This is a genomic window from Phaeovulum sp., assembly GCF_030684035.1.
Lineage (GTDB): Bacteria > Pseudomonadota > Alphaproteobacteria > Rhodobacterales > Rhodobacteraceae > UBA6213.
Window position 1 is genome coordinate 120,417 of the sequence record NZ_JAUXPI010000047.1, and the last position, 24,425, is coordinate 144,841.

At 64.8% G+C, this 24,425-nt stretch carries 23 protein-coding genes; 5 read left to right on the forward strand and 18 right to left on the reverse strand.

Annotation, left to right across the window (positions count from 1 at the left end; all coding sequences use genetic code 11):
• Positions 1-69: 69 nt before the first annotated feature.
• Both mltG and fabF read right to left on the reverse strand, forming a co-directional pair.
• A complete protein-coding gene (mltG, locus tag Q8J98_RS11690; protein WP_305294499.1) occupies positions 70-1,230 on the reverse strand; it encodes an endolytic transglycosylase MltG in 1,161 nt (386 codons plus the stop codon).
• A complete protein-coding gene (gene fabF / locus Q8J98_RS11695) occupies positions 1,230-2,492 on the reverse strand; it encodes a beta-ketoacyl-ACP synthase II (protein ID WP_305294500.1) in 1,263 nt (420 codons plus the stop codon). The genes mltG and fabF overlap by 1 nt, the downstream gene beginning before the upstream one ends.
• 172 nt (positions 2,493-2,664) lie before the next feature.
• On the opposite strand from fabF, the gene Q8J98_RS11700 reads away from it, so the two are divergent.
• The gene (locus tag Q8J98_RS11700; RefSeq protein ID WP_370868083.1) at positions 2,665-3,132 is read left to right on the forward strand and encodes a transglycosylase SLT domain-containing protein; all 468 of its coding nucleotides are present in this window, start codon (positions 2,665-2,667) and stop codon (positions 3,130-3,132) included.
• Positions 3,133-3,249: 117 nt separating this feature from the next.
• On the opposite strand, the gene Q8J98_RS11705 is transcribed toward Q8J98_RS11700, so the two are convergent.
• Genes Q8J98_RS11705 through Q8J98_RS11715 form a run of 3 tightly spaced genes read right to left on the reverse strand, consistent with a single transcriptional unit; the run spans position 3,250 to position 5,130 of the window.
• Positions 3,250-3,690 (reverse strand): arsenate reductase ArsC, encoded by a 441-nt coding sequence (locus Q8J98_RS11705; RefSeq protein WP_305294502.1) that lies wholly within the window; start codon positions 3,688-3,690, stop codon positions 3,250-3,252.
• Complete coding sequence (gene arsB / locus Q8J98_RS11710) at positions 3,687-4,748, reverse strand: ACR3 family arsenite efflux transporter (protein ID WP_305294503.1); 1,062 nt, start codon at positions 4,746-4,748, stop codon at positions 3,687-3,689. Before arsB ends, Q8J98_RS11705 begins: the two co-directional genes overlap by 4 nt.
• Before the next feature lie 40 nt (positions 4,749-4,788).
• The gene (locus Q8J98_RS11715; protein ID WP_305294504.1) at positions 4,789-5,130 is read right to left on the reverse strand and encodes a helix-turn-helix transcriptional regulator; all 342 of its coding nucleotides are present in this window, start codon (positions 5,128-5,130) and stop codon (positions 4,789-4,791) included.
• Positions 5,131-5,350: 220 nt separating this feature from the next.
• On the opposite strand from Q8J98_RS11715, the gene fabD reads away from it, so the two are divergent.
• The 3 genes from fabD (at position 5,351) to Q8J98_RS11730 (ending at position 7,594) form a co-directional block, all read left to right on the forward strand.
• Positions 5,351-6,280 (forward strand): ACP S-malonyltransferase, encoded by a 930-nt coding sequence (fabD, locus tag Q8J98_RS11720; RefSeq protein ID WP_305183091.1) that lies wholly within the window; start codon positions 5,351-5,353, stop codon positions 6,278-6,280.
• Positions 6,281-6,449: 169 nt separating this feature from the next.
• Positions 6,450-7,187 carry a 3-oxoacyl-[acyl-carrier-protein] reductase gene (fabG, locus tag Q8J98_RS11725; RefSeq protein WP_305294506.1) on the forward strand — a complete coding sequence of 246 codons (738 nt, stop codon included), beginning with the start codon at positions 6,450-6,452 and terminating at the stop codon, positions 7,185-7,187.
• A 173-nt stretch (positions 7,188-7,360) separates the two neighbouring features.
• A complete protein-coding gene (locus Q8J98_RS11730; RefSeq protein ID WP_305183093.1) occupies positions 7,361-7,594 on the forward strand; it encodes an acyl carrier protein in 234 nt (77 codons plus the stop codon).
• 115 nt (positions 7,595-7,709) lie between these two features.
• On the opposite strand, the gene Q8J98_RS11735 is transcribed toward Q8J98_RS11730, so the two are convergent.
• The 13 genes from Q8J98_RS11735 to Q8J98_RS11795 form a co-directional block, all read right to left on the reverse strand.
• Positions 7,710-9,254 carry a multicopper oxidase domain-containing protein gene (locus Q8J98_RS11735; protein WP_305294508.1) on the reverse strand — a complete coding sequence of 515 codons (1,545 nt, stop codon included), beginning with the start codon at positions 9,252-9,254 and terminating at the stop codon, positions 7,710-7,712.
• 52 nt (positions 9,255-9,306) lie between these two features.
• Entirely contained in the window at positions 9,307-9,720 is a 414-nt protein-coding gene (locus Q8J98_RS11740) for a cytochrome c (RefSeq protein ID WP_305294509.1), read from the reverse strand.
• A 39-nt stretch (positions 9,721-9,759) separates the two neighbouring features.
• Complete coding sequence (locus Q8J98_RS11745; RefSeq protein WP_305294510.1) at positions 9,760-10,251, reverse strand: cytochrome c; 492 nt, start codon at positions 10,249-10,251, stop codon at positions 9,760-9,762.
• Between the two features lie 19 nt (positions 10,252-10,270).
• Positions 10,271-11,215: a carboxypeptidase-like regulatory domain-containing protein gene (locus Q8J98_RS11750; RefSeq protein WP_305294512.1), complete on the reverse strand. Its 945-nt coding sequence runs from the start codon at positions 11,213-11,215 to the stop codon at positions 10,271-10,273.
• An 82-nt stretch (positions 11,216-11,297) separates the two neighbouring features.
• The gene (locus Q8J98_RS11755; protein ID WP_305294513.1) at positions 11,298-13,364 is read right to left on the reverse strand and encodes an FAD-dependent oxidoreductase; all 2,067 of its coding nucleotides are present in this window, start codon (positions 13,362-13,364) and stop codon (positions 11,298-11,300) included.
• A gap of 338 nt (positions 13,365-13,702) precedes the next feature.
• Positions 13,703-14,164, reverse strand: coding sequence for a cytochrome c (locus Q8J98_RS11760; protein ID WP_305294515.1), 462 nt, complete (start codon positions 14,162-14,164; stop codon positions 13,703-13,705).
• 1,026 nt (positions 14,165-15,190) lie between these two features.
• Complete coding sequence (locus tag Q8J98_RS11765; protein WP_305185869.1) at positions 15,191-16,216, reverse strand: extracellular solute-binding protein; 1,026 nt, start codon at positions 16,214-16,216, stop codon at positions 15,191-15,193.
• 42 nt (positions 16,217-16,258) lie between these two features.
• Positions 16,259-17,068 carry an ABC transporter permease gene (locus tag Q8J98_RS11770; protein ID WP_305185870.1) on the reverse strand — a complete coding sequence of 270 codons (810 nt, stop codon included), beginning with the start codon at positions 17,066-17,068 and terminating at the stop codon, positions 16,259-16,261.
• Complete coding sequence (locus Q8J98_RS11775; RefSeq protein WP_305185871.1) at positions 17,061-17,972, reverse strand: ABC transporter permease; 912 nt, start codon at positions 17,970-17,972, stop codon at positions 17,061-17,063. The genes Q8J98_RS11770 and Q8J98_RS11775 overlap by 8 nt, the downstream gene beginning before the upstream one ends.
• Before the next feature lie 3 nt (positions 17,973-17,975).
• Positions 17,976-19,043 carry an ABC transporter ATP-binding protein gene (locus tag Q8J98_RS11780; protein ID WP_305294516.1) on the reverse strand — a complete coding sequence of 356 codons (1,068 nt, stop codon included), beginning with the start codon at positions 19,041-19,043 and terminating at the stop codon, positions 17,976-17,978.
• Complete coding sequence (locus Q8J98_RS11785; RefSeq protein WP_305294517.1) at positions 19,036-20,538, reverse strand: amidase; 1,503 nt, start codon at positions 20,536-20,538, stop codon at positions 19,036-19,038. Before Q8J98_RS11785 ends, Q8J98_RS11780 begins: the two co-directional genes overlap by 8 nt.
• A 927-nt stretch (positions 20,539-21,465) precedes the next feature.
• Entirely contained in the window at positions 21,466-22,413 is a 948-nt protein-coding gene (locus tag Q8J98_RS11790) for an MraY family glycosyltransferase (RefSeq protein ID WP_305294518.1), read from the reverse strand.
• A 545-nt stretch (positions 22,414-22,958) separates the two neighbouring features.
• Positions 22,959-23,471 (reverse strand): transcription termination/antitermination protein NusG, encoded by a 513-nt coding sequence (locus Q8J98_RS11795; RefSeq protein WP_305294519.1) that lies wholly within the window; start codon positions 23,469-23,471, stop codon positions 22,959-22,961.
• 328 nt (positions 23,472-23,799) lie between these two features.
• Between Q8J98_RS11795 and Q8J98_RS11800 the strand changes: the two genes are divergently transcribed.
• Complete coding sequence (locus Q8J98_RS11800) at positions 23,800-24,165, forward strand: MarR family EPS-associated transcriptional regulator (protein WP_305294520.1); 366 nt, start codon at positions 23,800-23,802, stop codon at positions 24,163-24,165.
• Positions 24,166-24,425 lie beyond the last annotated feature (260 nt).

Here is a 24,425-nt window from a genome sequence, read left to right on the forward strand (position 1 = left end):
GAGGCCTCGGCGCGCGCCGCAAGCGCCACCGGCGGAGGTGTTTCAGCCAAGGCCCACAGCAGCCTCGGCTCAGTTTCCCGCCGGTGGTCGCGCCGCTTCGATGGCGCGCCAGCGCTCGACGTTGCGGTTGTGTTCGGCAAGGGTCGCAGCAAAGGCATGGCCGCCGGTACCATCGGCGACGAAGAAGATGAAGTTGGTGTCCGCGGGGTTCAGCGCCGCCTCGATGCTGGCCCGGCCGGGATTGGCGATCGGCGTCGGGGGCAGGCCGTCGATCAGATAGGTGTTGTAGGGGGTCTGGCGCTGCAACTCGCTTTGCCTGAGGCCGCGCCCGAGCGCGCCCTTGCCGTCGGTCACGCCATAGATCACCGTCGGGTCGGTCTGCAGCCGGATGCCTTGCTCAAGCCGGTTGATGAACACGCTCGCCACCTGGCGGCGCTCATCGGGCACGCCGGTTTCCTTCTCCACGATCGAGGCCATCACCAGCGCCTCGGCAGGGTTCGCATAGGGCAGGCCTTCGGCCCGCGCCGCCCAGGCTTCGGCCAGCACCGCATCCTGACGGCGCATCATCTCGGCCAGAAGCGCCGTGCGGGCCGATCCGCGGGTAACCTCGTAGCTATCGGGGGCAAGGCTGCCTTCGGCGGGCAGCTCCTTCACCTCGCCGGTAAGAAAATCGGCGCGCTTGAGCGCTTCGATGACCTGCCAGACGGTGGCGCCTTCGGCCAGGGTCACCCGCAGCCGAACGTCGGGCTTGCCCGCCGCATCAAGGTATTCAGCCGGTGCCGCGGTCGCTGCGGGGTCGAACTTCACCCGCTCCACATAGCGCGCCGTGGCCGGGTCCAGCTCGCGCAAGATCACGTCGGTCACGTTCACGCCGATGCGGAAGTTGATCTCGGAACCGCAGGTTGACGGGCCGCCGGTGGTGACGGTTGCGACAATTTCCTGCATCGAGGCACCCGGCGCGATCAGGTAGGAGCCGAACTTGAGCGACCCCGCCTTGCCCGCCAGATCGGCCCCGGTGCGGAAGATGTAGCCCGAAGAAATCGCCCCCTGCGCTGCCAGCGCATCGGAAACCTTGCGGAAACTGTCGCCCGGTGCCACCCGCAGGCAGACCGAAGCGGTCAGCGGTCCCGGCCCGCCATACTGGCGCTGCGCCCAGGTCACTGCCCCCGCCGCCGCCACCAAGAGCACGATCAGCACGGTGAGAAAATTCGCTACGATGTGCCGCCACATCAGTCGCGCACCCGGCCAAGCACGAGGCTCGCATTGGTGCCGCCAAAGCCGAAGCTGTTGGAAAGCGCGATGTCGATGCGCCGCAAGACCGCCTTGTTCGGGGCCAGATCGACAGGGGTCGCGACCGCGGGCGTATCGAGGTTGATCGTCGGCGGGGCCACCTGATCGCGGATCGCGAGAATGCAGAAGATCGCTTCGACCGCGCCTGCGGCCCCGAGCAGATGGCCGATCGCGGATTTGGTGGAAGACATCGTCACATTTGCCGCATGATTGCCTAGCAGCCGCTCCACCGCGGCAAGCTCGATCGTGTCGGCCATGGTCGAGGTGCCATGCGCGTTGATGTAGTCGATCGCGTCGGGGCCAATCCCGGCGCGCTTCAGCGCCGCCTGCATGCTGCGAAAGGCTCCGTCGCCATCTTCGGCGGGCGCGGTGATGTGATAGGCGTCGCCCGACATGCCGTAGCCCAGCACCTCGGCATAGATGCGCGCGCCCCGCGCCTTGGCGTGTTCGTATTCCTCAAGCACCACCACGCCCGCGCCTTCGCCCATCACGAAACCGTCACGGTCGGCGTCATAGGGGCGGCTTGCCTTGGTCGGGTCATCGGCGCGTTTGGTGGAAAGCGCCTTGCAGGCGTTGAACCCGGCAATGCCGATCTCCGAAATCGGCGCTTCGGCACCGCCCGCCAGCATGACATCGGCATCGCCCCACTGGATCAGCCGCGCCGCATCGCCAATGGCATGCGCGCCGGTCGAGCAGGCGGTGACCACCGCATGGTTCGGCCCCCTGAAGCCGAAGCGGATCGAGACGTGCCCCGAGATGAGGTTGATCAGCGCCGAGGGAATGAAGAACGGCGAAACCCGCCTTGGCCCCTTTTCCCTGATCAAAATTGCGGTGTCGGCAATTGCCGAAAGCCCGCCGATGCCGGAACCGATCATCACCCCGGTGCGCTCGCGGTCTTCGTCGGTCTGCGGCTCCCAGCCCGCGTCGCGTACTGCCTGCGCTGCGGCGGCGACCCCGTAAAGGATGAAGTCATCAACCTTGCGCTGGTCCTTCGGCTCCATCCAGTCATTCGGGTTGAAGGTGCCGTCGCTGCCATCGCCGCGTGGCAATTCGCAGGCATATTGCGTGAGCAGGTTCGAGGCATCGAACCGGGTGATCTGACCGGCACCCGACTGCCCAGCGAGCAGCCGCGCCCAGGTTTCCTCGACCCCGCACGCAAGTGGCGTGACCATACCCAAGCCCGTGACAACGACGCGACGCATGCGACCCCTCCGGCAGATCCCTGTTCCCCGCCTTGATACAGGCTCGCATTTGGCTGCGCAACCTAGGCCCGTTGCTGGCACCACGCAGGCGGGGCTTCGCCGATGCCGGGCCGCCGCGCTTTCGGGAACCGGCTTTTGGCGCTAAACGGGCGGCAAGAGAAACGGAGTGCCCATGTTCCAGTTGACCCGCCGCAATGCGATTGCGCTGATGGTTGCCGCCGCCGGCTGCGGCCGCAGGCCTGCCGAGGCCACAACCCAGCCGCCGCTCTACCCCGGTGAAACGCCCGAGATGCGGGCGCTGATCCGCAAATACGCGGTGATCCACGAAATTCCCGAGTCTCTGCTGCACCGCGTCATTCAGCGCGAAAGCGATTACCGCGCGCATCTGCGGGCCGGCCCCTATTACGGTCTGATGCAGGTCCTGCCCGCCACCGCCCGCGAAATGGGTTTTCGCGGCAATCCATCCGAGCTTCTCGATGCCGAGACCAATCTGCTTTACGCGGGCCGCTATTTGCGCGGCGCATGGCTGGTTTCGGGCGGCGACGAGGCGGCAGCGGTCAAGTGGTATGCGCGCGGCTATTACTATGAGGCGAAGCGGCTCGGGCTGCTGGAAGAAACCGGGGTCGGCGGCAAGGGCTGAAGCTTGCGCAGGCGGGCAAGGCCGGGCGGCCGTTACGCCGCAAGGCAGGCCCCGGCGGGCGGCGACGTGGTATTCCAGCATGGCGGTAACCTGTCAGGTTACGGCTTGCGCCCGGCCTCAAGCCCGGTCGAGCCCGCCGGGCAGATCGAGCCGCGGGGCCAGTGCCTCGATCCGGCCGCGGATATCTTCGCGCGCGCTGCGAAAACGGGCCAGCAGGTCGTCGGCGGTGATCGCGGTGCCAGGCGGCACGGCGGGATCGGTGATCGGCCAGTGCAACCGGCGCACATGGCCCGGCACATAGGGGCAGACCTCTTCGGCGCAGAGCGTCACGATCAGGTCGGCGGTTTCCGGTGCCACGGCATCCAGCCCCTTGCTGTAATGGCCCGAAATGTCGAAGCCGATTTCGGCCATGACCGCCACCGATGCCGGGTTGAGCGTTCCTGGGTTCGACTCGGCGCTGGCCACTTCGACGGAGGCGGGCAACAGCGCGCGGCCAAGCCCCTCGGCAATCTGGCTGCGGGCCGAGTTGGCAACGCAGAGAAACAGGATACGGGTCACGATTTTGCTCCTTTCGCGGCCACGCGCTGCACCGCCGCGCCGCGTTCATACCAGCCCTTCGAGGCATTGACGATTTTCACCACCGAAAGCATCACCGGCACTTCGACCAGCACCCCCACCACCGTGGCCAGCGCCGCACCCGAGGCAAAGCCGAAAAGGCTGATCGCCGCCGCCACCGCCAGCTCAAAGAAGTTCGAGGCCCCGATCAGCGCCGAAGGCCCTGCCACGCAATGCGCCTCGCCGGTGGCGCGGTTCAGGAGATAGGCAAGGCCGGAATTGAAATAGACCTGGATGAGGATCGGCACCGCGATCAGCCCGATGATGATCGGCTGCGCGATGATCTGCTCGCCCTGAAAGCCAAAGAGCAGCACCAGCGTGGTCAACAACGCCAGCAGCGAAACCGGCCCGATCTTGCCGAGCAAGGCATCAAGCGCCGGTTTGCCGCCTGCGGCAAGCACGCGGCCACGAATGACCTGCGCCATGATCACCGGCACCACGATGTAAAGCGCGACCGACAGAAGCAGCGTATCCCAAGGCACGGTTATGGCCGAGATGCCCAGCAGCAGCCCGACCACCGGCGCATAGGCGAACACCATGATCACGTCATTCAGCGCCACCTGACTGAGGGTGAAATGCGGCTCGCCGTTCGAAAGGTTCGACCAGACGAACACCATTGCGGTGCAGGGGGCGGCAGCCAGCAGGATCAGCCCGGCAATATAGCTCGGGATCTGATCGGCGGGCAGCCATGGCCGAAACAGCCAACCCAGAAACAGCCAGCCCAGAAGCGCCATCGAAAACGGCTTGACCGCCCAGTTGATGAACAGGGTCACGCCAACCCCGCGCCAATGCTCGCGCACCCGGCCAAGCGCCGCGAAGTCGATTTTCAGCAGCATCGGAATGATCATCAGCCAGATCAGCACCGCCACCGGCAGGTTGACCTTGGCTATCTCCATGCCGCCGATGGCATGGAAAAGCCCTGGGAAAACCTGCCCGAACGCAATCCCTGCAACGATGCAGAGCGCAACCCAAAGCGTAAGATAGCGTTCAAAAAGCGACATTCGCGGTCTCCTTCAAGGCGATGTTTCGATAGCACGGAGTTCAGGCGCAGACAGCGCCCGTTTGCGGGCCGCCGTGTGCCTCGATACTGGCAATCAGCGCGCGCAGCGGGGCCAGAACCGAGGGGTCGAGCGAATAGCAGATGCGCGGGCGCTCGATGGTGCCGACCACCAGCCCCGCCGCCTTGAGAATGCGCAGATGTTCGGAAACCGTGGATTGGGCCAGCCCGATCTCGTCCACGATGTCGCCGCCAATGCAGCCCGCGCGGCTGAGAAGAAAGCCGATGATCTTCACCCGCGCCGGATGCGCCAGCGCCTTGGCAACGGCAGCGACGGCTTCGCCGTCCACCGCCTCGCGCCCGCCATTCGGGCTTTCGTCAAGCATCCGGGCCCCTCGCATTCGCCTATCGTCGTTTCCCGATGCATATCAATCGGCAATCGACGATACAAGCGCGGTCTGGCACGCTTCTGCGGCTGCGGCACCTGCATGTATTTCGCCTGCACCGGGCCAGATCCTGGCCCGGTGCAGGCCCGAGGCGGTTGTGCGATGCCCGGGCGCAAGTTAGATGCTTCGGTGAAGTGCTGGCAGCAGGAGGAAGAAGACCATGACCCGCGCATTCGTTTTTCCGGGGCAGGGCGCACAGACGATCGGCATGGGGCGGGCGCTTGCCGCGGCCTATCCGGCAGCGCAGGCGGTGTTTGACGAGGTCGATGCGGCGCTTGGCGAAAAGCTGAGCGCGCTGATCTGGGAAGGCGCGGCAGAGGATCTGCAACTGACCGCCAATGCCCAGCCCGCGCTGATGGCAACATCGATGGCCGCGATGCGGGCGCTCGAGGCCGAGGGAGTGCTGCTCACTTCGGCCGCTTATGTGGCCGGGCACAGCCTCGGCGAATACTCGGCGCTCTGCGCGGCGGGGGCGCTCAGCCTGGCCGATACGGCGCGGCTGCTGCGGCTGCGCGGGCGCGCCATGCAGGCGGCGGTTCCGGTCGGCGTCGGCGCGATGGCGGCGCTTCTGGGGCTGGATTTCGAGGCGGCCGCGGCGGTTGCGGCGGAGGCCGCAGAGGGCGAGGTCTGCCAGGCCGCGAATGACAACGACCCGGCGCAGGTGGTGGTGTCCGGTCACCGGGGCGCAGTGGAACGCGCGTTGGAAATCGCCAAGGCGCGCGGTGCCAGGCGCGCGCTCCTGCTGCCGGTCTCGGCCCCCTTTCACTGCGCGCTGATGCAGCCCGCAGCCGAGGCAATGGCCGAGGCGCTGGCAGGGGTGGCGATTGCGGCACCGAGCGTGCCGCTCGTGGCCAACGTGCGCGCCGCGGCGGTCAGCGACCCGGCGCTGATCCGGGCGCTCCTGGTCGAACAGGTCACCGGCTCGGTGCGCTGGCGCGAGTCGGTGCTCTGGATGGCGGCCGCGGGGGTCACCGATTTCGTCGAGGTCGGCGCGGGCAAGGCGCTCAGCGGCATGATCCGCCGTATCCTGCGCGAGGCCGAGTGCCGCGCCGTCGGCAGCCCCGAAGAGGTGGCAGCCCTGCGCGGCTGAGCCGGATCGCCGCCACCCGCCCGCATCTGCTTCAGGTCAAATATCCCGGGGGTCCGGGGGCAGCGCCCCCGGCCTTCGCGGCCAACCGGCACCGTTTCCCTGCGCGCAAAGGGTGGCGCGCCGCCGCCCGCACTGGTATTGGGGGGCAAAGGCATCGACGGAGGCGGGGATGTTCGATCTGACCGGCAAGGCGGCATTGATTACCGGCGCATCAGGCGGCATCGGCGGCGAGATCGCCCGCGCCCTGCATGCGGCGGGGGCGGTGGTCGGGCTTTCGGGCACCCGCGAAGCCCCGTTGCACGCACTCGCGGCAGAGCTTGGCAGCCGCGCCCATGTGCTGCCCGCCAACCTTGCCGATGCCGCTTCGGTCGAGGCGCTGCCCAAGGCGGCGCTGGCGGCGATGGGCTCGCTCGACATTCTGGTGAACAACGCCGGCATCACCCGCGACCAGCTTTTTCTGCGGATGTCGGATGACGACTGGCAAGAGGTGCTGAACGTCAACCTCACCTCTGCATTCCGGCTCTGCAAGGGCGCGATCCGCGGCATGATGAAGGCGCGCTGGGGTCGGATCATCACCATCACCTCGGTGGTCGGCGCTACCGGCAACCCGGGCCAGGCGAATTATGCGGCGGCCAAGGCGGGGCTTGTGGGCATGTCGAAAAGCCTGGCGCTCGAGGTCGCCTCGCGCGGCATCACCGTGAATTGCGTCGCGCCCGGCTTCATCGCGACCGCCATGACCGAGGCCCTGACCGATGCGCAGAAGGCCCGGATCCTTGAGGACATTCCTGCCGGCCGGATGGGCTCGCCCGCCGATATTGCCGCTGCGGTGCGCTATCTCTCCAGCCCGGAAGCGGGTTATGTGACCGGTGCCACGCTGCATGTGAACGGCGGCATGGCGATGCTCTGACCGGCCCCGGGGGCGACACCGAAAGCCATTGCTTCCCCGTGCGACTATGCTAAAGGGGGCGTTGACTGGCCGGGGGGCAACCGCCCGCCGGAAGCCGTGCGCAAGCGCGGCATGAGCCGCTCGAACGAGCAAGGGACTGGCAGGGCACATGCCCGCGTATGTGAGGGAATACTATGAGCGACGTCGCTGATCGGGTGAAGAAGATCGTTGTGGAGCATCTGGGTGTTGACGAGGACAAGGTGACCGAAACCGCCTCGTTCATCGACGATCTGGGTGCCGACAGCCTTGACACCGTGGAACTGGTCATGGCTTTCGAGGAAGAATTCGGGATCGAGATTCCGGATGATGCCGCCGAAACCATCCAGACCTTTGGCGACGCCTGCAAATTCATCACCGAAGCGCTCTGATCCGTCACCAGAGAAGATTGCAGGCGGCACCCCATCGGGTGCCGTTTGCCGTTTCCGGGCGTCGCATCTGCCAACGGCCGCTGCAGCCACCCGTCTTGCAGGCTTCAAGCTGCGATCAGTTGGTGCTGTACTGCCCCATCAACCCGCCGTCCTCGTGGTCGAGAATATGGCAGTGCACCATGAACGGGTGCGCCTCGGTCGCGGGCTGGTTGAAGCGCAGCAGAAGCTCGGCAGGCTGGCCAAGCAGGACCGTATCCTTTTCGGCGGCGAGATGATCGGGCGGCGGCGCGCCGCCGATTGAAAGCACGCGGAAAAACGCGCCGTGCACATGGAACGGGTGTGGCATCAGGAAAGGCCGCACCTCCCAGATCTCGGCACCGCCGAGCTTCGGGGTGAAATCGATGCGGCGCATGTCATAGCGCCGCCCGTTCATTCCCATCGCCGGGCCGGTGCCGGGTGCCGTCATCAGCCGACCCATTCCAACCTCGCCGCCTGCGGCACCCACCGCGCCACCCATTCCGGGCCACATGTCGAGGGTGATGGTACGGCGCTCGACCGCGCGGCCGGCGTCGGGCGCGGCAATCGGCACCAGACCGGCGGGCAGCCGCGAGCGCGGTGCCGCAAGGCTGGGGTCAACGCGTAAGGTGACAAGCGCGCCGGGGCCGCTTTTTGCCGCTCCGGATGGGTCGCGGCTGGTGAGCGACCCCATGCCCGGCGTTCGCGGCATGTCGTCCGGTGGATCGCCCGTTGTGGCCAGCACCGCATCGCGCCCGTCAGAGAAATCGACGACAACCTCGAACCGCTCGCCGGGCGCTACGGTCAGCGCCTGCATCGGCACCGGTGCCGGAAGATAGCCGCCATCGGAGGCGATCACCTGGAATGCGCGGCCATCATCGAAGCCGAGGTGGAAGTTGCGGGCGTTGGCCGCATTGAGCAGCCGCAGCCGCACCAGTGCCGCGGGCACCCGCGCCGTCGGGCTGATCGCGCCGTTCACCACCAGCTTGTCGCCTCGGGTGCCAAGGATGCGTTCACGCGCGAAGTGGGTGAAGTTAAGCTCGCCCGCCTCGGTAAACAGCCTGTCCTGCAAGATCAGCGGCAGGTCATCGACGCCGTAGCTTTGCGGCAGGCCAAGTTCGGCCCCAGTGCCGTCTTCGATGATCATCATCCCGGCAAGCCCCATATAGACCTGCCGCCCGGTATCGCCATGCGGATGCGCGTGATACCAGCATGTCGCCTCGGCCTGATCGACCTCAAGCCGTGGCCGCCAGGTTGCGCCGGGCGCGATCGGATGGTGCGGTCCGCCATCGACCTGCGCAGGCACCAGCAGCCCGTGCCAATGCGCGGTGGTTGGCACATCAAGCCGGTTTTCGACTGAAACCTTGACCGCGTCGCCCCGGCGCAGCCGCAGCACCGGGCCAAGGCAGGGTGCCGAATAGCCATAGGTGGCGACGGCGGGCAGATCCGGGGCAAAACGGTGCCGCCCGGCAGCCGCCACCAGCGAAAGCACGCCGCCCGAGAGCCGCGCATCCATCAGCGCCGGAACAGGCAGCGGCACCGAAACCCCCGCCGCCCGCGCCCGCTCTGCCCGCCCGATCACCCCCAACGCCCCGGCCCCCGCCAACACCCCGGCCCCGGCAAGCAAACCGCGTCGTGTCAGCATGAATTCCCTCCCTTGCGGTGCCAAGCCAGCGCACCTGCCGCCCGCCCTGCCGCTAGGGCTGGATCTGTTCCAGAACGGCGCGATCAGGGGGCAGCTCCGCGCCGCCCGAAGCGTATCCGTTTTCGCGCATCATGTAGGCAACGATGTCGATATAGTCCTGAATAGGCAGCGCCCCGGCATCTTCCCACGGCATCGATGTCGAGATGACGCCGAAGTAATCGAAGGCGTTGCGATAGCGCGCGAAGATCGAGATCATCGAATACCCGTGACAGCCCGCACAATTGGTCAGAAAAGCCCGCTCGCCGCGTGCCGCCTGTGTTTCGGTGAAAAGCTGCTCGGCGGCGGCAAGCTTTGCCGGAAGCGCGGCAACGAGCACCAATGCCACGGTGAAGACCGTGGCGGAAAGCCCGGCTGCGGTGTCGCGGCGGGTGCGGGCAGAGCCTTCGGGGCGGCGGAGTTTGCTCATTGCCTCGCCCTCCCTTTCAGGTCCGATGCCCGGTCGCGGTCATTTTGCGAGGCCATCGGCCGGATGAATCTGCCTGAGCAGCACGCGCTCGGATGTCAGCGCGGTCTCGCCCGCCGGAAACCCGGTGGTGCGCAACATGAAGGCGACGATGCCGAGATACTCCGGCTCCGGCAGGCTTCCGGGCAGGTGCTTGGGCATTGAGCCGGAGATGAAGTTGAAATACCGCTCCGCAGTCGTGTAACGCCGGAAGATGGAATACATCGACGTGCCGTGGCAGGCGACGCAGTTGGCAATAAAGGTGCGCTGCCCCTGATCCGCCTGCGCTTCGGTGAACCAGGCGGTCGCGGCGCTGCCGCCCGGGGCGGCGGCGGCCGTCGTTGCCGAAAGCGCCGCGAAGCATGCCGCAACAAGCATGGCCAAGCGCCCGGATGTGGCACCCGAGCGGCCGCCGCTACCGGTCCGTGGGGCGGGCCTGTGCCATGCGCTCGGGTTTTTCACTGCTTCCTCCCGCTGTGTTTCGCTGGCTTTCAATCGGAACCTGCCGGGCGCTTCAGAGGTACATGGCGTCCGGGTCTTCCTTTATCTCGGGCGAAAGCTCGGCAACCGATTCATGATCCGCCGCGATGTCGAGGTATTTGCAAACCGGGTCATGCCCGGGCGCGCTGACCCAGACGGTGTAGCTGCCCGAAGCGACCTGCAACGTTGCAACCCCCTCGGCATCGGCGATGCCGCGGAACGGGTGTGCGACCACGCTCGCTCCCTTGATCGGTGCCTTGCTTTGCGCGTCACGCACGCTGATCGTGATCCGGTGCTCGGGTGCCGCGACGAAATTGAGGCTGAATGCGCTGACCCCCGGCGAATGCGGCAAGTCCCGGTCATCACCGGCAAAACGCGCCTCCCAGACCTGCCGCGAAATCTTGGCGGGTGCCCTGAGTGGCAGCGTGATCTGGTGCAGGCCGGTGCTGCCCGGCAGCGTGGCCTCGCCCATGCGGGCGCGCGCCACCATTGCGCCCGAGGCATCGTGAATATCCACCGCGTGCCCCGTCATGGCACAACCGCCCGAACATTTGAGGCCGATCGTCACCGCGAACTCGCTGCCCACGGCAACCGCCGAGGGCGCGCCCCAGACCAGAAGCCCGGTCTTGTGCGCCACCACCTCGAAGCCAAAATCATGCGATGCGCCGCGTCCCTGCATGGCATCTTCGGACACGCCGGAAATCACCGCGCGCCACTGCTGCGGGCCAAGCGCGGCGGGGGCGACAAAGCCCACCGCTTCGGTGGTATTGGTGGCTCCTTCGAGACCGGTAAATTCGAGCGTGCCGACAATGGTGCCGGTTGCATCGAAAACCTGCACCAGCTTGCCGCGCAGGTCACGTTTCGGGGTCGCGCGCGCGGCACAGCGAAGCATCATCGCGCCGCCTGCTGGCACTTCGGCGGGGCTGACATCAATCAGCATGTCGAAAGAGATCTCAAGGGTGTCTGGGCGGGTGTTCATGTCAACCACTCGGTCATTTCGATGCGTCAGGGCTATGGGCGGAGGCCGAAGCCTCCGCCCGATTGTCATGCGGCGGCAGCGATTACGTCGCCGGTTCTTCGTGCGCGTTGGAGCCCGCTATGTAGGCATGCACCAGACCGCGGCCGAGGCCATGCTGGTTGCCGCCGCCACTGGCTTCGCAGCCCGCATAAAGGCCGGGGATCGGCGCACCTTCCATGTCGACCACCTGGCATTTGCCGTTGATCCGCAGCCCGCCGTAGCTGTCGTGCCAGACCACGACGATCGAGGCGGCGTAGAACTTGGGCTGTTCGATCTTGTGCATCGGCGCGTCGGGACCACGGCCGAAGTCGGTATCTTCGCCGGCATCGACAAAGCCGTTCCAGCGCGCCACCGTATCGGCCAGATGCGTCATCGGCACCCGCTGATACTTGTGCCCGGCGTTGATCTTTGCCTGCAATTCTTCCAGCGTGTCCGCCGAGAAGAAGTAGCCGTTGTCGGCGACCCAGGGGAATTCGAGCTTCAGCTCGGCGCGCTCCGCCGCGCCTGCGTCGAAGATCGCCCAGAGCGGACCCGAGAAGAAATCGGGACCGGTTGACCCCTCGTTGATCTGCAGCGCCGCATCAAGCCCGGCATGGCGGTTGTACATGCCGCGGATATGGTCGCGGCTGGAGTTGCGCCAGTCTGCCTGCACGATATCGACGCCCCGCGCCGGCACGTTGTTGCCGCCGGGAAAGGCGGTGCCCGCCTGGTTGCCGCGCATCAGGTTCATGTCGTTGAAGAACCGCTTGCCGACCTGGTTCACCGCGATGATATGCTCGAAGGTGTTGGCGTTGGCCGGAAAACCGGTCGAGCCGCGGAACGGGAAGGTCGGGTGCCCGGGAAGCATGTCGGTGTAGGCGTCGCGGGTGGCAAGGCGCGTCGGGATATGCGCCGTCGCCCCATAGGAGAGGTTCTGCTGCATCCCGGCCAGGTTGGCCCCGACCTTCAGGCCCGCTTTCATCGCGCTGCCATCCGCCGCGCGGTCGCCGATCAGCGCCTGGGCGCTCGGGCCCCAGGCCGGTTCGCGCATCGCCGGGTAGAACATCGAACGGACCTGCGGGTTGCCGACATGGCCACCGGTGCCCATGATCACCGCCTTGCGCGCCCGAATATGGATCGTCTCGCGCTGCTCATCGATATTGCCGTTTTGCCAGTAGCTTTGCATCGGGGTGCTGGTTCCGGGCTGCATGCGCGGCGAATAGCTGGCGCTGACGCCGATGATCCGACCCGTCGCCTCATCACGGATCAGGTCGTCGAAATGCCGGTGAAGCATGATCTTCACCCCCTTCTCGCGCGCCGAAAACTCAAGCCCGCGCGACAGTGCCGCGCCGTTGGTAACAGCGCCCGGTGCCACGGTTGCGCTCACGTCGGACATCGTGCGCGGCGCAAAATGGCTGGAGCTGACGTTGGCGATGCCCGCATCTTCGCGCGTCACGGTGCCGGCCTTGATGTCGGTCTTGTCGCCCAGCATCAGGAACGCCGAGGCGCGGCGTGCGCGCGTCATGCCGCCGTTGCCATGGGTGCCGCTGATCCGGGTAAAGCGAACGTAGTTGTCGATCAGGAAGTTGCGTGTGTCAAAGCAGTTGTCCGCCCAAGCCCGGTGCAATTCGCGCTCGTTGTAGCGGTAGGGCGCGTTGGCAGAACTGTCGACGATCGACCAGTCGGTCATATCGCGGAACAGATGGTCGGTGTCTTCGGTCAACTCCTCGTCGGTGTGCAGTTTGCCGACCTTGATGAAGCCTTCCTTGTCGAACTCTCCCGCGAGGTCGCGCAGTTGCAGTGGATCGCCGCCGCCAAGCGAAACCAGCGACCCCGAGTGCAGCATCTTGCCGCCAAGGTCGAAGTTCTGATCGATGATCATCACCTCATTGCCAAGGTCGCGCGCCCGGATCGCCGAAGGCAGGCCCATGCAGCCGCCGCCGAGCACCAGCACATCGACTTCGTAATCCCAGGTGATGTTGGCGGTGCTCGAACCGGCACCTTGCGCCAATGCAACCGCCGGCGCGCCGAGTGCAGCGGCCCCAACCCCTGCCGCAGCACCCGCCTTGAAGAAATCGCGACGGCTCAAGCCCCCCCGACCCTTGTCGCCCTCTGCTGGTTTCTTGGACATTTCCATTCCTCCCGTTGGTGCCGCGCTGCGAGGCTTCTCCCCCCCGGTATCGCGACGTTGGCTTCACGTCTGAAAGTCGAACCCGCCGGTTTCGGCGCTAGGGATGCGCGGCGCTTGCGCCACCATCCGGTCCATTTTGTTGGCACTGATGCCGCGCCGCGGTGTGGCCCTCCCAAGCCTTCGCGCCAGCACAGCTGCCAGAGCGGCTATTCACAAGCGTGCGGCACCTGCCTTTCCGGCGCTGCAGCCCGGATCAGAAATCACTTTGTTCGCATATGGTTGCGCTTGCGCAAACGGGCTTTGCCGTGGCGCGCGCGGGTTGATATCTGGATCGCCCGTCATGGCTGGTTGCCCACGGGTGGCGTATAGCCGGGGTCGTATTGTTCGTCATAGGCAGCATAGCCAAGTGCTTCGAGCGAGGCTTTTGGCTTGATCCGCGCCAGCAGCGCACGGTCGTCCTCAAGCTCCTCGGTCCCGGCGGAGTAGCCGATTTCCCGCATCAGAAATGCCATGATGTCGAGGTAGTCCTCGGTCGGCAGACCGCCCGGATTGTCCCCGGGCATCGAGCCTGAGACAAAGCGGAAATAGCGACCGGCATCTTCGTAAAGCGAAAAGATCTCGATCATGTTGGTGCCATGGCAGCCACCGCACGAGTTTGAATAGGTGCGCTTGCCACGATCAGCCTGCGTGTCGGTATACCAGGCACCGATTTCGGGCGCAGGCGGCTCTGACGCGGGCATGAGAACCGAAATCTGCTGGGCTGTGGCGGCGTGAAGCGGTGCCACGCAAAGCACGAACACGCCGAGGGAAATCCGGATAAATTCTGAGATTTGCCTGCGGGAAGCTGCTCTTGTGCTGCTTCGGTTCTGTGAATTCACCGTTTCTGTCTCCTGCGATGAACCCCATACATTTCAGCGGGGTAGGCAACCCTGACCAATAGCGATGTCGGCAAGGCCAAGCACCAAATGCGACATATTGACGCAGTTAGCGTGGCATAGTGACGCATAGGAAATCTGGCCTGTCCAGCATCGAATTCGCCGCGTTGCGGCGCGATTTGGCCGGTACAAGGTGACAAATTCCACTGTGTCGCGCCGCTTATTTTCGCATCATCAAGAAATGGCTCATATTTTTCGTATCCGGATGTCCGTACATATTCGGCGTCAAAACCTCCGACAGCGCGATTCACGTCTGCGCGACCGGGCGGATTTGACCCCGCGAGCCCGGTCCGCGCCCGCCTCCGCCGTCTTTTGCCGACGAATCAGCCGCGCAACAATCTTGCGCCGGTGCCGGATTTGCCACGGGTTCGGCGGCTTGCCATGCCGAAGCCCCAAGTTCATCGCGCTCGACCGGATGTCCTTTCCCGGGGTTGCACGGGCGGTGCCGGCCTTGCGACGTGCGACGGTTCCGGCCCGCGCCAGCGCACGATGAAATCACCCGGGCGCGGGCGGAAGCGCAGCGCGCGGCACCAGCCTTGCCTGGCGAGGGCCAGAAGGCCTGATGCTTCGCGCAGTCGCCGATGGCGCGGCGACGCAGATGACCGGCGGCTCAACGCATGGCCTCTTTCGCCCGGCCTCCCACGTCATCTCGGGGTCGAGCCAAGCCGCTTGAGTGCCTCAGCACAGGCTGGCCGGCTCCGGGTCTTGCAGGTGGGGGTGTGGGCCTGCTCGCGCCGCCCGGCTATCACACTGGAGTCACGAGATGAATCCCTCATCAGGATTTGTGCAACAGGGCCACGCTGACCGCTCTATGCAGGCGCTCTGCAGAAAACCGCAGTGCGAAAAGAAACGGGGCCCCGCAGGGCCCCGCTGTCAGGCGCGTGGCGGGCCTTATTTCATCAATTCGGTCCAAATCGCCGTTTGCAGCGCGGCCGCCGATGCCGAGCAGGTGGGCAGGAATTGCCCTGCGGACAGGAACTCGGCCGGCACGACGATCTCGGGCGCGGTCTTCATCGCTTCCGGCATGAACGCATCCGACCCCGAAATGCCGTTGGCATAGCGCGCGAAGCTGGAAATCATCGCCGCATTTTCCGGGACCATGATGAAGTCGAGGAACTTGTAGGCTTCGTCCACGTTCTTGGCATCGGAAAGAATGCCGATCGAATCCATCCAGACCGGGTAGCCTTCGCGCGGGTATCCGTAGACCACGGCGGGGTTGTTGGCCCTGATCCGCATGGTCGAGCCGTTCCAGTTCACCGATGCGGGAACATCGTTGTTCGACATCTTCTCGGTCATGCCATAGTCCATCGAGCGCCACTTGGGCTTGGCGGCAACCAGCAGGTCACGCACGCGCTTGAGCACGGTGAGGTCTTCGGTGCAGGGCACGCCTCCCTCGTGCATGATCGCCATGGCCATCACGTCGGCCATTTCGGGCACCACGTTGACCTTGCCGACCAGTTCGGCAGGCGGATTGAGGAAGATGTCCGAGGTGTTCGGGTCGCCCGAATAGACCGAGGTGTTGACCGCAACGCCTGTGGTGCCCCACTGCCACGGAACGGTATGGGCACGCCCATTGTCCCACGGAACATCAACCCATTCCGGCGCGATATTGCCGATATTGGCCAGCCGAGCGTGGTCGAGCGGCTGCAGCAGGCCCTTGGCAACAAATACCGGCACATAGTTGGCCGACGGCACCACCAGATCAAAGCCCGAGCCGCCCGCCTCAACCTTTGCAAGCGCGGAGCTGTTGGAATCGTAATCGGTCACGGTCACCGTGATTCCGGTTTCGGCAGCAAATTTGGCAAGTAGATCGGGGTTGGTGTAGTTGCCCCAGTTGTAAAGGTTAAGCGTGTCTCCGGCGTTCGCGAAGGAGGCCGTCGCCAGAATGGCAACCGTCGCCAATAGGATCTTCTTCATTGGTCTCTCCATGTTGGTTTTTCGTGTTGGTCTTGGTCGGGTTCAGTCCCGTTTCTTGCTCAGTAAGAAGAACGCGGTTAGCAGGATCACCGTCATCCCCAGCAGCGCGGTCGAGATCGCGTTGACCTCGGGCGTGACCGCACGCCGCAATTGCCCCAGCATGTAGGTGGGCAAGGTATCCTGCCCGGCGGATTTCACGAACTCGGTGATCACCACATCATCAAGCGATATGACAAAGGCCAGCATCGCGCCCGCCGCCACCCCCGGCATCAGCAGCGGCAGTGTGACGCGCCGAAACACCTGCCACGGGTTCGCGTAAAGATCGGCCGCCGCGATTTCCATAGCGCCATCCATGCCTTCAAGCCTGGCGCGGATCGGCAGATAGGCAAAGGGAATGCAGAACGCCGAATGCGCCAGAATCAGATATCCCAGCCCAGAATACCCGGTGGCAACCTTGATCGAGGCAAAGAAGATCAGCAGCGCCACCGCGGTAACGATTTCCGGCACCATCAGCGGCTGGTTGATCATCAGATAAATGAAAGTCTGGCCCGTGAACTTGCCGCGCCGCGTGGTGCCAAGCGCTGCCATCGTGGCGGCGGTGGTGGCAATCGCGGCCGCCGACGCGGCGATGATGAATGATCGCGCCGCTGCCCCCTGCACTGCCGCGTTCTGCGATGCCACCTCGTACCAATGCAGTGAAAAGCCACCCCAGACCGCAACCGAGCTGCCGCCGTTGAACGAATAGGCGACCAGGGTGACAATCGGCAGGTAGAGCATCACGAACGCCGCGATGGCTATTGCAGTGAAGCCCGGCAAGGTCTCGATCGCAAAGCGTTTGCGCCGTTCAGTCATGCCGGTCCTCCTGCGGCGCAGTGCGCACATAGATCAGCAGCGCCACCACCACGATCAGCAAGAGCACCATCGAAAGCGATGCCCCAAGCGGCCAGTTTCGGCCCTGGCCAAACTGCAACTCGATGAAGTTGCCGATCATCATGTTCTTGCCGCCCCCAAGAACCCGCGGCGTGACATAGGCACCAAGCGAGGGCACGAACACCAGGATCGAGCCCGCCACGATGCCCGGCCGGATGATCGGCAAGATCACCCGGCGCAGCACCTGCCAGCGCGAGGCGTAAAGGTCGTATCCGGCTTCGATCAGCCTGAAATCGAACCGGTCGATCGCGGCAAAAAGCGGCAGCACCATCAACGGCAGATAGACATAGGTCATGCCGATCAGCACCGCGGTGCCTGAATAGAGTATCTGGATCGGGGTCTCGATCAGCCCCAGTGCCAGCAGCGCGGTGTTCAAAATGCCCTCGTTGCGGATCACCTCCATGATCGCGAAGGTGCGGATCAGCAGGTTGGTCCAGAACGGAATGGTGATCAGGAAAAGCCACAGCGCGCGCGATCTGGCAGGCCGCGTTGCGATGAACCAGGCGGTGGGCAGGCCCAGTACAAGGGTCACCGCCGTGGTCAGCAGCGACAGCTTCGCCGAGCGCCAGAAGATTGCCAGATGGGCGTCGGCGAGCGAGATGGTGCCGTCGAAAATGTCCTTTTCGAGCAGAACCTTGAACCACGCCTCAAGCGAAAATATCCATTGCACGCCGGAATATTCGCCGGGTTTGAGGAACGAATAGACCGCCACGATCACCAGTGGCCCGCTGGCCCCGACCAGCAGCAACACCAGCGCCGGCAGCGACAGCAGCCAGCCGCTGCGCGCCTGATGTTTCTTGCGACCCTCTTCGGTTCCAATACCCATGTGTCAGGGCCCCAGAACCTGAACGGAGCTGTCCTCAAATTGCAGCCCGACCTCGACACCCTTGGGCAAATCGTCCTCGCCCTGCGCCCGGCTTTGCAGGCGCGCAACTACCTCGGTGCCGTCGACGAGCGCGAAATGGTAATGCGTGTCGGTCCCGAAATAGACCTTGCCGGTGATGCGCGCCGGGATCGCACCGGGGGCGTTGGTCGCCACCACGCGGATCTGTTCGGGCCGCACTGCAAGCGTAACCGTCCCGGTCTGCCCGCCCAGCGCAGCGCGCACCAGATCGCCGGAACCAAGCCGCACCGCTCCGCCTTCGACAACGCCGGTCAGGAAGTTCGTTTCACCTATGAAATCGGCCACATAGCGGTTGGCAGGGCGATCATAGATGTCGCGCGGCGTGCCCACTTGCTGCAATTTTCCGGCGCGCATGACGCCGATCCGGTCGGACATCGTCAGCGCCTCTTCCTGATCATGCGTGACGAACACGAAGGTGATGCCGGTTTCCAGCTGCAACCGCTTCAATTCGCCCTGCATTTCCTTGCGCAGCTTCAGATCGAGCGCCGAAAGCGGCTCGTCCAGCAGCAGCACCTGCGGCTTCGGGGCCAGCGCGCGCGCCAGCGCGACGCGCTGCTGTTGCCCGCCCGACAGTTGCTGCGGCAGCCGCGCCGCAAATTCCTCAAGGCGAACCAGGGCCAGCATCCGCGCCACCGTCTCGGCGATCTCGGCCTTCGGCTTTCCCATCATTTCCAGACCGAAGCCGATGTTTCTGGCAACCGTCAGGTGCGGAAACAGCGCATAGGATTGAAACACCGTGTTGACCGGCCTGCGGTAGGGCGGCTCTTCGGTGATGTCTTGCCCCGAAAGCAGGATCGCACCCGAGGTTGGCGTTTCGAACCCTGCGATGCAGCGCAACAAGGTGGTCTTGCCACAGCCTGACGGCCCGAGCAGGGTGAAGAACTCGCCACGGCTGACCGTGACCGAAACATGATCGAGCGCGGTGATCGCATTGACCCCCGTACCGTAAACCTTGACGGCGTCGCGCGCCTCAACGGCAAAGGTTTCACCCATTCTGTTCGCCCTGCACCTTGTCGGATGCCGGCCTCTGCGCGCTGGGTTTCGCAAGCGCACCCAGCCGGTTCGGCGGGCGGCGGTCAAACCAGGGCCGGGCAAGTTCCAGCTCGCGGCACAGGCTGATGAGCATTTCATCCTCGCCAAAGGCGGCACCCAGATGCACGCCCACCGGAAGCCCGTCGTCGGTCCAGTGCAGCGGCAGCGAGGCGGCGGGCTGGCCGCTTGCGTTGAATACCGCGCAGTAGGGCGAATAGGCGAACACGCCATAGGGGCCGATGCGATAGGCCTCATAGTCCTCGGTGGCATGCGCAAAGCGGCCGATCCGGGCCGGGGGCTCGGCAAGCGTCGGCGATACCACGACATCCCACCGCGCCATGAACGCCGCCATCTCGCGCCCGTAGGCGTGAATCTTGCCGACCGCATCCAGGTAATCGGCCCCGCTGATCTGCGCCGCATAGGCAATGGCACCCCGCGAGACGCCCTCGACATCGCCCGGTGCCAGATCGCGACCAAGCGCGCCGAGCCTTTTGCTGATCCAGAGCGCGGTGCCGCAAGCGACAATCCTGGTCCAGGCGCACATCATGCCGGCGTGGTCGGCGGCCGGGCGCGCAAGTTCTACATGATGGCCAAGGCTCTCGAGCAGCGCGCCCGCCTCTTCGGCGGCCAGCCGGCACGACGGATCGACCGCTTCGCCGGAAAACCGCGTTGTGCACAGCGCCACGCGCAACCGCTTTGGCGGGCGCAAGATCGCGGCGGCATAGCCCTTGCGAAGCGGCGGCGCATAATACGGCGCGCCAAGGTCTGGGCCGGCGCAGGCATCCATGATCGTGGCGTTGTCGCGCACACTGCGGCTTAGAAACCCGTCAATCGCCATGCCTGCCCAACCCTCGCCGGCATCGGGGCCATCGGGAAAGCGCCCTCGCGTAGCCTTGAACCCGAAAAGCCCGCAGGACGAGGCGGGAATTCGCACCGACCCGCCGCCGTCCGAGCCATGCGCCATCGGCACGATCCCGGCCGCGACCACAGCCCCGGCACCGCCCGATGATCCGCCTGAGGTGCGCTCCAGATTCCAGGGGTTGCGGGTTGGCGCGCCGTAAACGGCGCTTTCGGTTGTCGGCCCGATCCCGCCCTCGGGCGATGTCGTGCGCCCGAATGTCACAAGCCCGGTCGCGCGGATGCGCTCATACAAAGCGCTGTCCCTTGCATACCGCGTGTTGCGCAGCAGGTTCGAGCCGTTGTGCGAGGGGAAATCCACCGCCTCGGCACCAAGGTCTTTGAGCAGAAATGGCACGCCACGAAAGGGGCCGTCCGGCAGGCCCGCGTCAATCGCGCGGCGCGCCACGTCTTCACGCAGCAGCGTGACCGCGCACAGCGCCGGATTGAGCGCCGAAACCCGCTCCAGCGCGGCGTCGAGCAATTCGTGCGGCGTCACCTCGCCCGAGGCTACCAGCCCTGCCAGTGATGTTGCATCGTTCGTTTCATAACCAAGCATCGCGTCCCTGCCCGCTGTAGTAGTTGCGGCTTCAGCGCCGCCTTGCCTTCTCCGGACGCCACTGCGGCACTACTCTGACGATCCTTGCATGCCGCCCATCACACCCGCCGCAAAAGCGTCGGTCGCAATGGTCATTTGCCAGTGTTTCCCCTTTGTGGCACAGCACCAGGCCCGGACTGGTCCGGCGGTGCCTTGCTGCACAATCGACGCAGCAGCCCGCTCAACCGAGCAGAAATCCGGTGGTCTGGCAAGAGGGTAAGCAGCGATGTGCCGCGATTCCACCAAAGCGCCGCACGCAGTGGGGTTGCGGTGGGTCACCGCCCGCCCGGCTGGCGCGCTGGTTCACGGCCCGAACGCAGCCGCCCAACCTTCGCAATCCGCAGGGCATTTTCGACCCCGAACAGAAAAAATCGAAGCGGAAAGTTGAAACCGGAAGTGAAACCGCTTGCCGAAAGCGGCCCCGAAATTCAGCTAAATCCCTGAAACCGTTTGGAGGCGGGTACCGGAATCGAACCGGTCTTCACGGATTTGCAATTCATACGAAATCGTGTGGAACCAAGGTTCTGGGGGCAGTTTGGCCGTGAACATATAGCGAACATAGAGCGCCCATGAACACCAATTTCTTGCGAAAACTCTGCATTATGCGCAGGCAAAATGTAGCGCCAATGGCGCGAAATCTAGTCGCGATGAAGAAATACAATAGCTTTATTATCAGCCATATGGCAAGAAATCGTGCTCAAAAATATTGCGCAGAATTTGAAATTTTTGGCGCAATAACTGCGCAAATTGCTTAACTATTTCCTGTCGAACCAACGACCTCATGACACGAGACGTGGGCACGGTCGGGCACCGTCGGCCCAGCGAAGAATCGAAGCGTCAGGCGATCTGAAAAATTGCATCATCAGATAAAAGACGCTCGCCGCGGCGTCAGCGCACCCGTGCTTTGGCACGTCTTTCGGACTTCGAAACCTGGCGGTTCTTGCGGTGCGCGCGGGCGTATTTGCGGAAGTAGCGAAGGCCGAGCGCATAGGCGCCAACGAATACCGCAGCGAACAAGACCACCGCAGCGGCGGCGGCAGCGGGCCGGTCCCATAGCCATACCCCAGCCGTGACCGGGATGCCGATGAAAAACAGGAGTGCGATCGCGGCAAGCGGGTTTGCGATGTGGCGCCGACCGCGCCCGACAATGGCAATCTCGATACCGCGCATCACCAGTTGGTGGAAATGCATCTGGTCCGGTTGCCCGAGGTGCTTGCCAGAACGGCTGCGCCGATAAATGGCAAAGAGCGTGTCGCAAATCGGCCAGAAGAACACCAGCACGATCGCCCATGGCGTGACCTCAGCCGACCGCGCCACCACAACGATCGCCGTCCAGACCAGGGCATGGCCCATCGAGTAGGCCCCGGCATCGCCCAGAAAGATCTTGCCGAAGGGGAAGTTGAGCACCAGAAAGCCGAGGATTGCAGGCACCAGGGCAAAGGCGACATTGGCCAGCCCGGGGTCACCCGCCTGCAACGCGATGCCGCCAAGCCCGAGCGCCACAAGGATGCCGGTGGCGGCGGCCAAACCGTTCAGGCCATCGATCAGGTTGAATGCGTTGCATATACCCGCCGACGCGATGACCGTGAAGGCGATGGCAAGCGGGGCTAGTTCGAACAGGTGGTCAACGACCGGAACATCAACTCGGTCAACCCAGATCTGTAGCATCAGCACCGCGAGGGTGGCCGAGGCCATGGCCGCGAACAGCCTGCGGCTTGCTGAAACACCAAACCCAAGGTCCTCGGCCAGCCCGGCGAAGAAGATCGGCAAGAGCGAAAGCGCCAGCATGCCGAAGGTCGGGCGCAGTGGCTCGGGTGGGATCCAGATGAATGCCAACAGGACCGCCGCGACAACCCCAATGCCGCCGACCCGCGGCGTCGGGGCGGTATGGGCCGACTGAACTGCGTCGCCATCATGGGCACGCGAACTTCGGTGCAGGTGCAGGCGCTTTGTTGCCACCAGCGCGCCGCAGATGAGGAACGATATCAAGAAAAGCACACCCGCGGGCGCACTCGTAAGGAATAGCATAATACATACCTGAACGCTTAACTGCCCTCGGCGTAGCGCATCGGTGGCCCGAAGGAAATGTTAACAAAACGTTCATGAGACTGATCGTTCTGCCGTTCGCCGCGGCCGGACCCGAGTCTCGATGCGCGCGCATCCTGGCGCGCTGTCAAGCGCATTGCTTTTCCAGCACAATTTTACCAGATGATTCATTTCAACCACCAGCGGCAATGGGGTGCGCAGGTGTTGCAAGATATCCATTGGCAAGCGGTTTTTTGCTGAGACCAGGAGCCTGTCGATTCGGACAGCTTGTCGGCGCAGCATCAGCCCGAAACGGAAGGCGCAGAACCGGGCGGGAACGAATCGTAAATGCCGCATCACCGCGCGCGCAGCCCCTCCACGGGCACCGCCACCCGCGCCGTTTGCCCCATGCACTCAAGCAGCACCCAGACCCGGCGGTCGGGGGCCATGGCTTCGACGGTGGCGACGAAATCGGCGAAGGGGCCGCCGATCAACTGCACCTCGGTGCCGGGCGCGAACACCTTCGGCGGCAACAGGCGCGCCGCGTCGTCGCAGCGCGCGATCAGGCCGGAAACGATGGCCAGCGGCACTTCGGCGGGGACAGCAGTGGAGAAACTGACCAGCCGCGAGACGCCGTAGGTGCCGTTGATCGCCCGCCAGGGGGCGGTTTCGGGGGCAAAACCGACGAACAGATAGCCCGGGAACAGCGGCCGTTGCTCGGCGATGGTCCGCCCCATGCGGCGCACCGTCTGCGCCAGCGTCGGGGCAAAGACCGCGAACCCCTGCCGGCGCAGGTTGCGCTCGGCAATCTGGAAGGCGTTCGGCTTGATCTGCGCCAGATACCAGCGCCGCGCGGGATCGTCTGTCATCTGCGCACTCATATCCGGTCCACCGCTGCGTAGGTCACGCGCCACCCTAGCACCCGCGGCGGCGGCGTTTAAGCCCTTTCCGGTCCGCGCGCGCGATGGTGTTTTTCGCCAAGGCCGCGACCCGATCCCCGGCAGCCCACATATGTCGGGCGATTTTGCCGCAATCGCCATACCGGGCCTTGCGCGGACCTGTCCAAAAGGTTAACCGATCAGCGATGATCTTGAGCGCGAAATTGTGTGCTCTGGTGGGTGGTGCCAGTTTCGGGTGTTTGCGGGCAGCGAGCTTCCGTGCGGTAGCCTGCGCCGCGCCAGCCGGATGCTGCCCGCGATGACCCCCTCCAACCCCGATTTTCACGAAGACCTGCGCTTTCGGGTGCTGCGCCTCTTGCAGGAAAACCCCGAACTGAGCCAGCGCGAGATTTCGGCTGCCTTGGGTGTCAGCTTCGGCGGCGTCAACTACTGCCTGCACGCGCTGGCCGAAAAAGGCATGATCAAGGTCCGCAACTTCCGCGCCTCGAACAACAAGCTGCGCTACGCCTACGTGCTCACACCACAGGGCCTGGCCGAGAAGGCCGCGCTGACCGGGCGCTTCCTGCGCCGCAAGATGGCGGAATACGAGGCGCTCAAGGCCGAGATCGAGGCGGTGCGTTCCGAGGCTGGCGATGCTTTGGGCGAACCGGGGCCTGCCGAATGACGCGAATTGTGGGCGGACGGGGCCACCCAGCGCATGGCAGCCTTGCGCAGTATCTGCGCGGGCAGGAAGCCGTAGAAGGCGGGGTTCGATGCCTGGGAGAGCGTGGGGAGAGGGTAAGCGTTATGGGGCGTTTGGGGATCGTGTCCCACAGCGTGGTGTAGCTGGCCATGAAGATCGCCGCCATTTCGGGCGTCGGCCTGCTTGATCAGCGCGCCACGACGGGCAGGCTGATCATTGGATCATCGCTTAATGGCGCCATG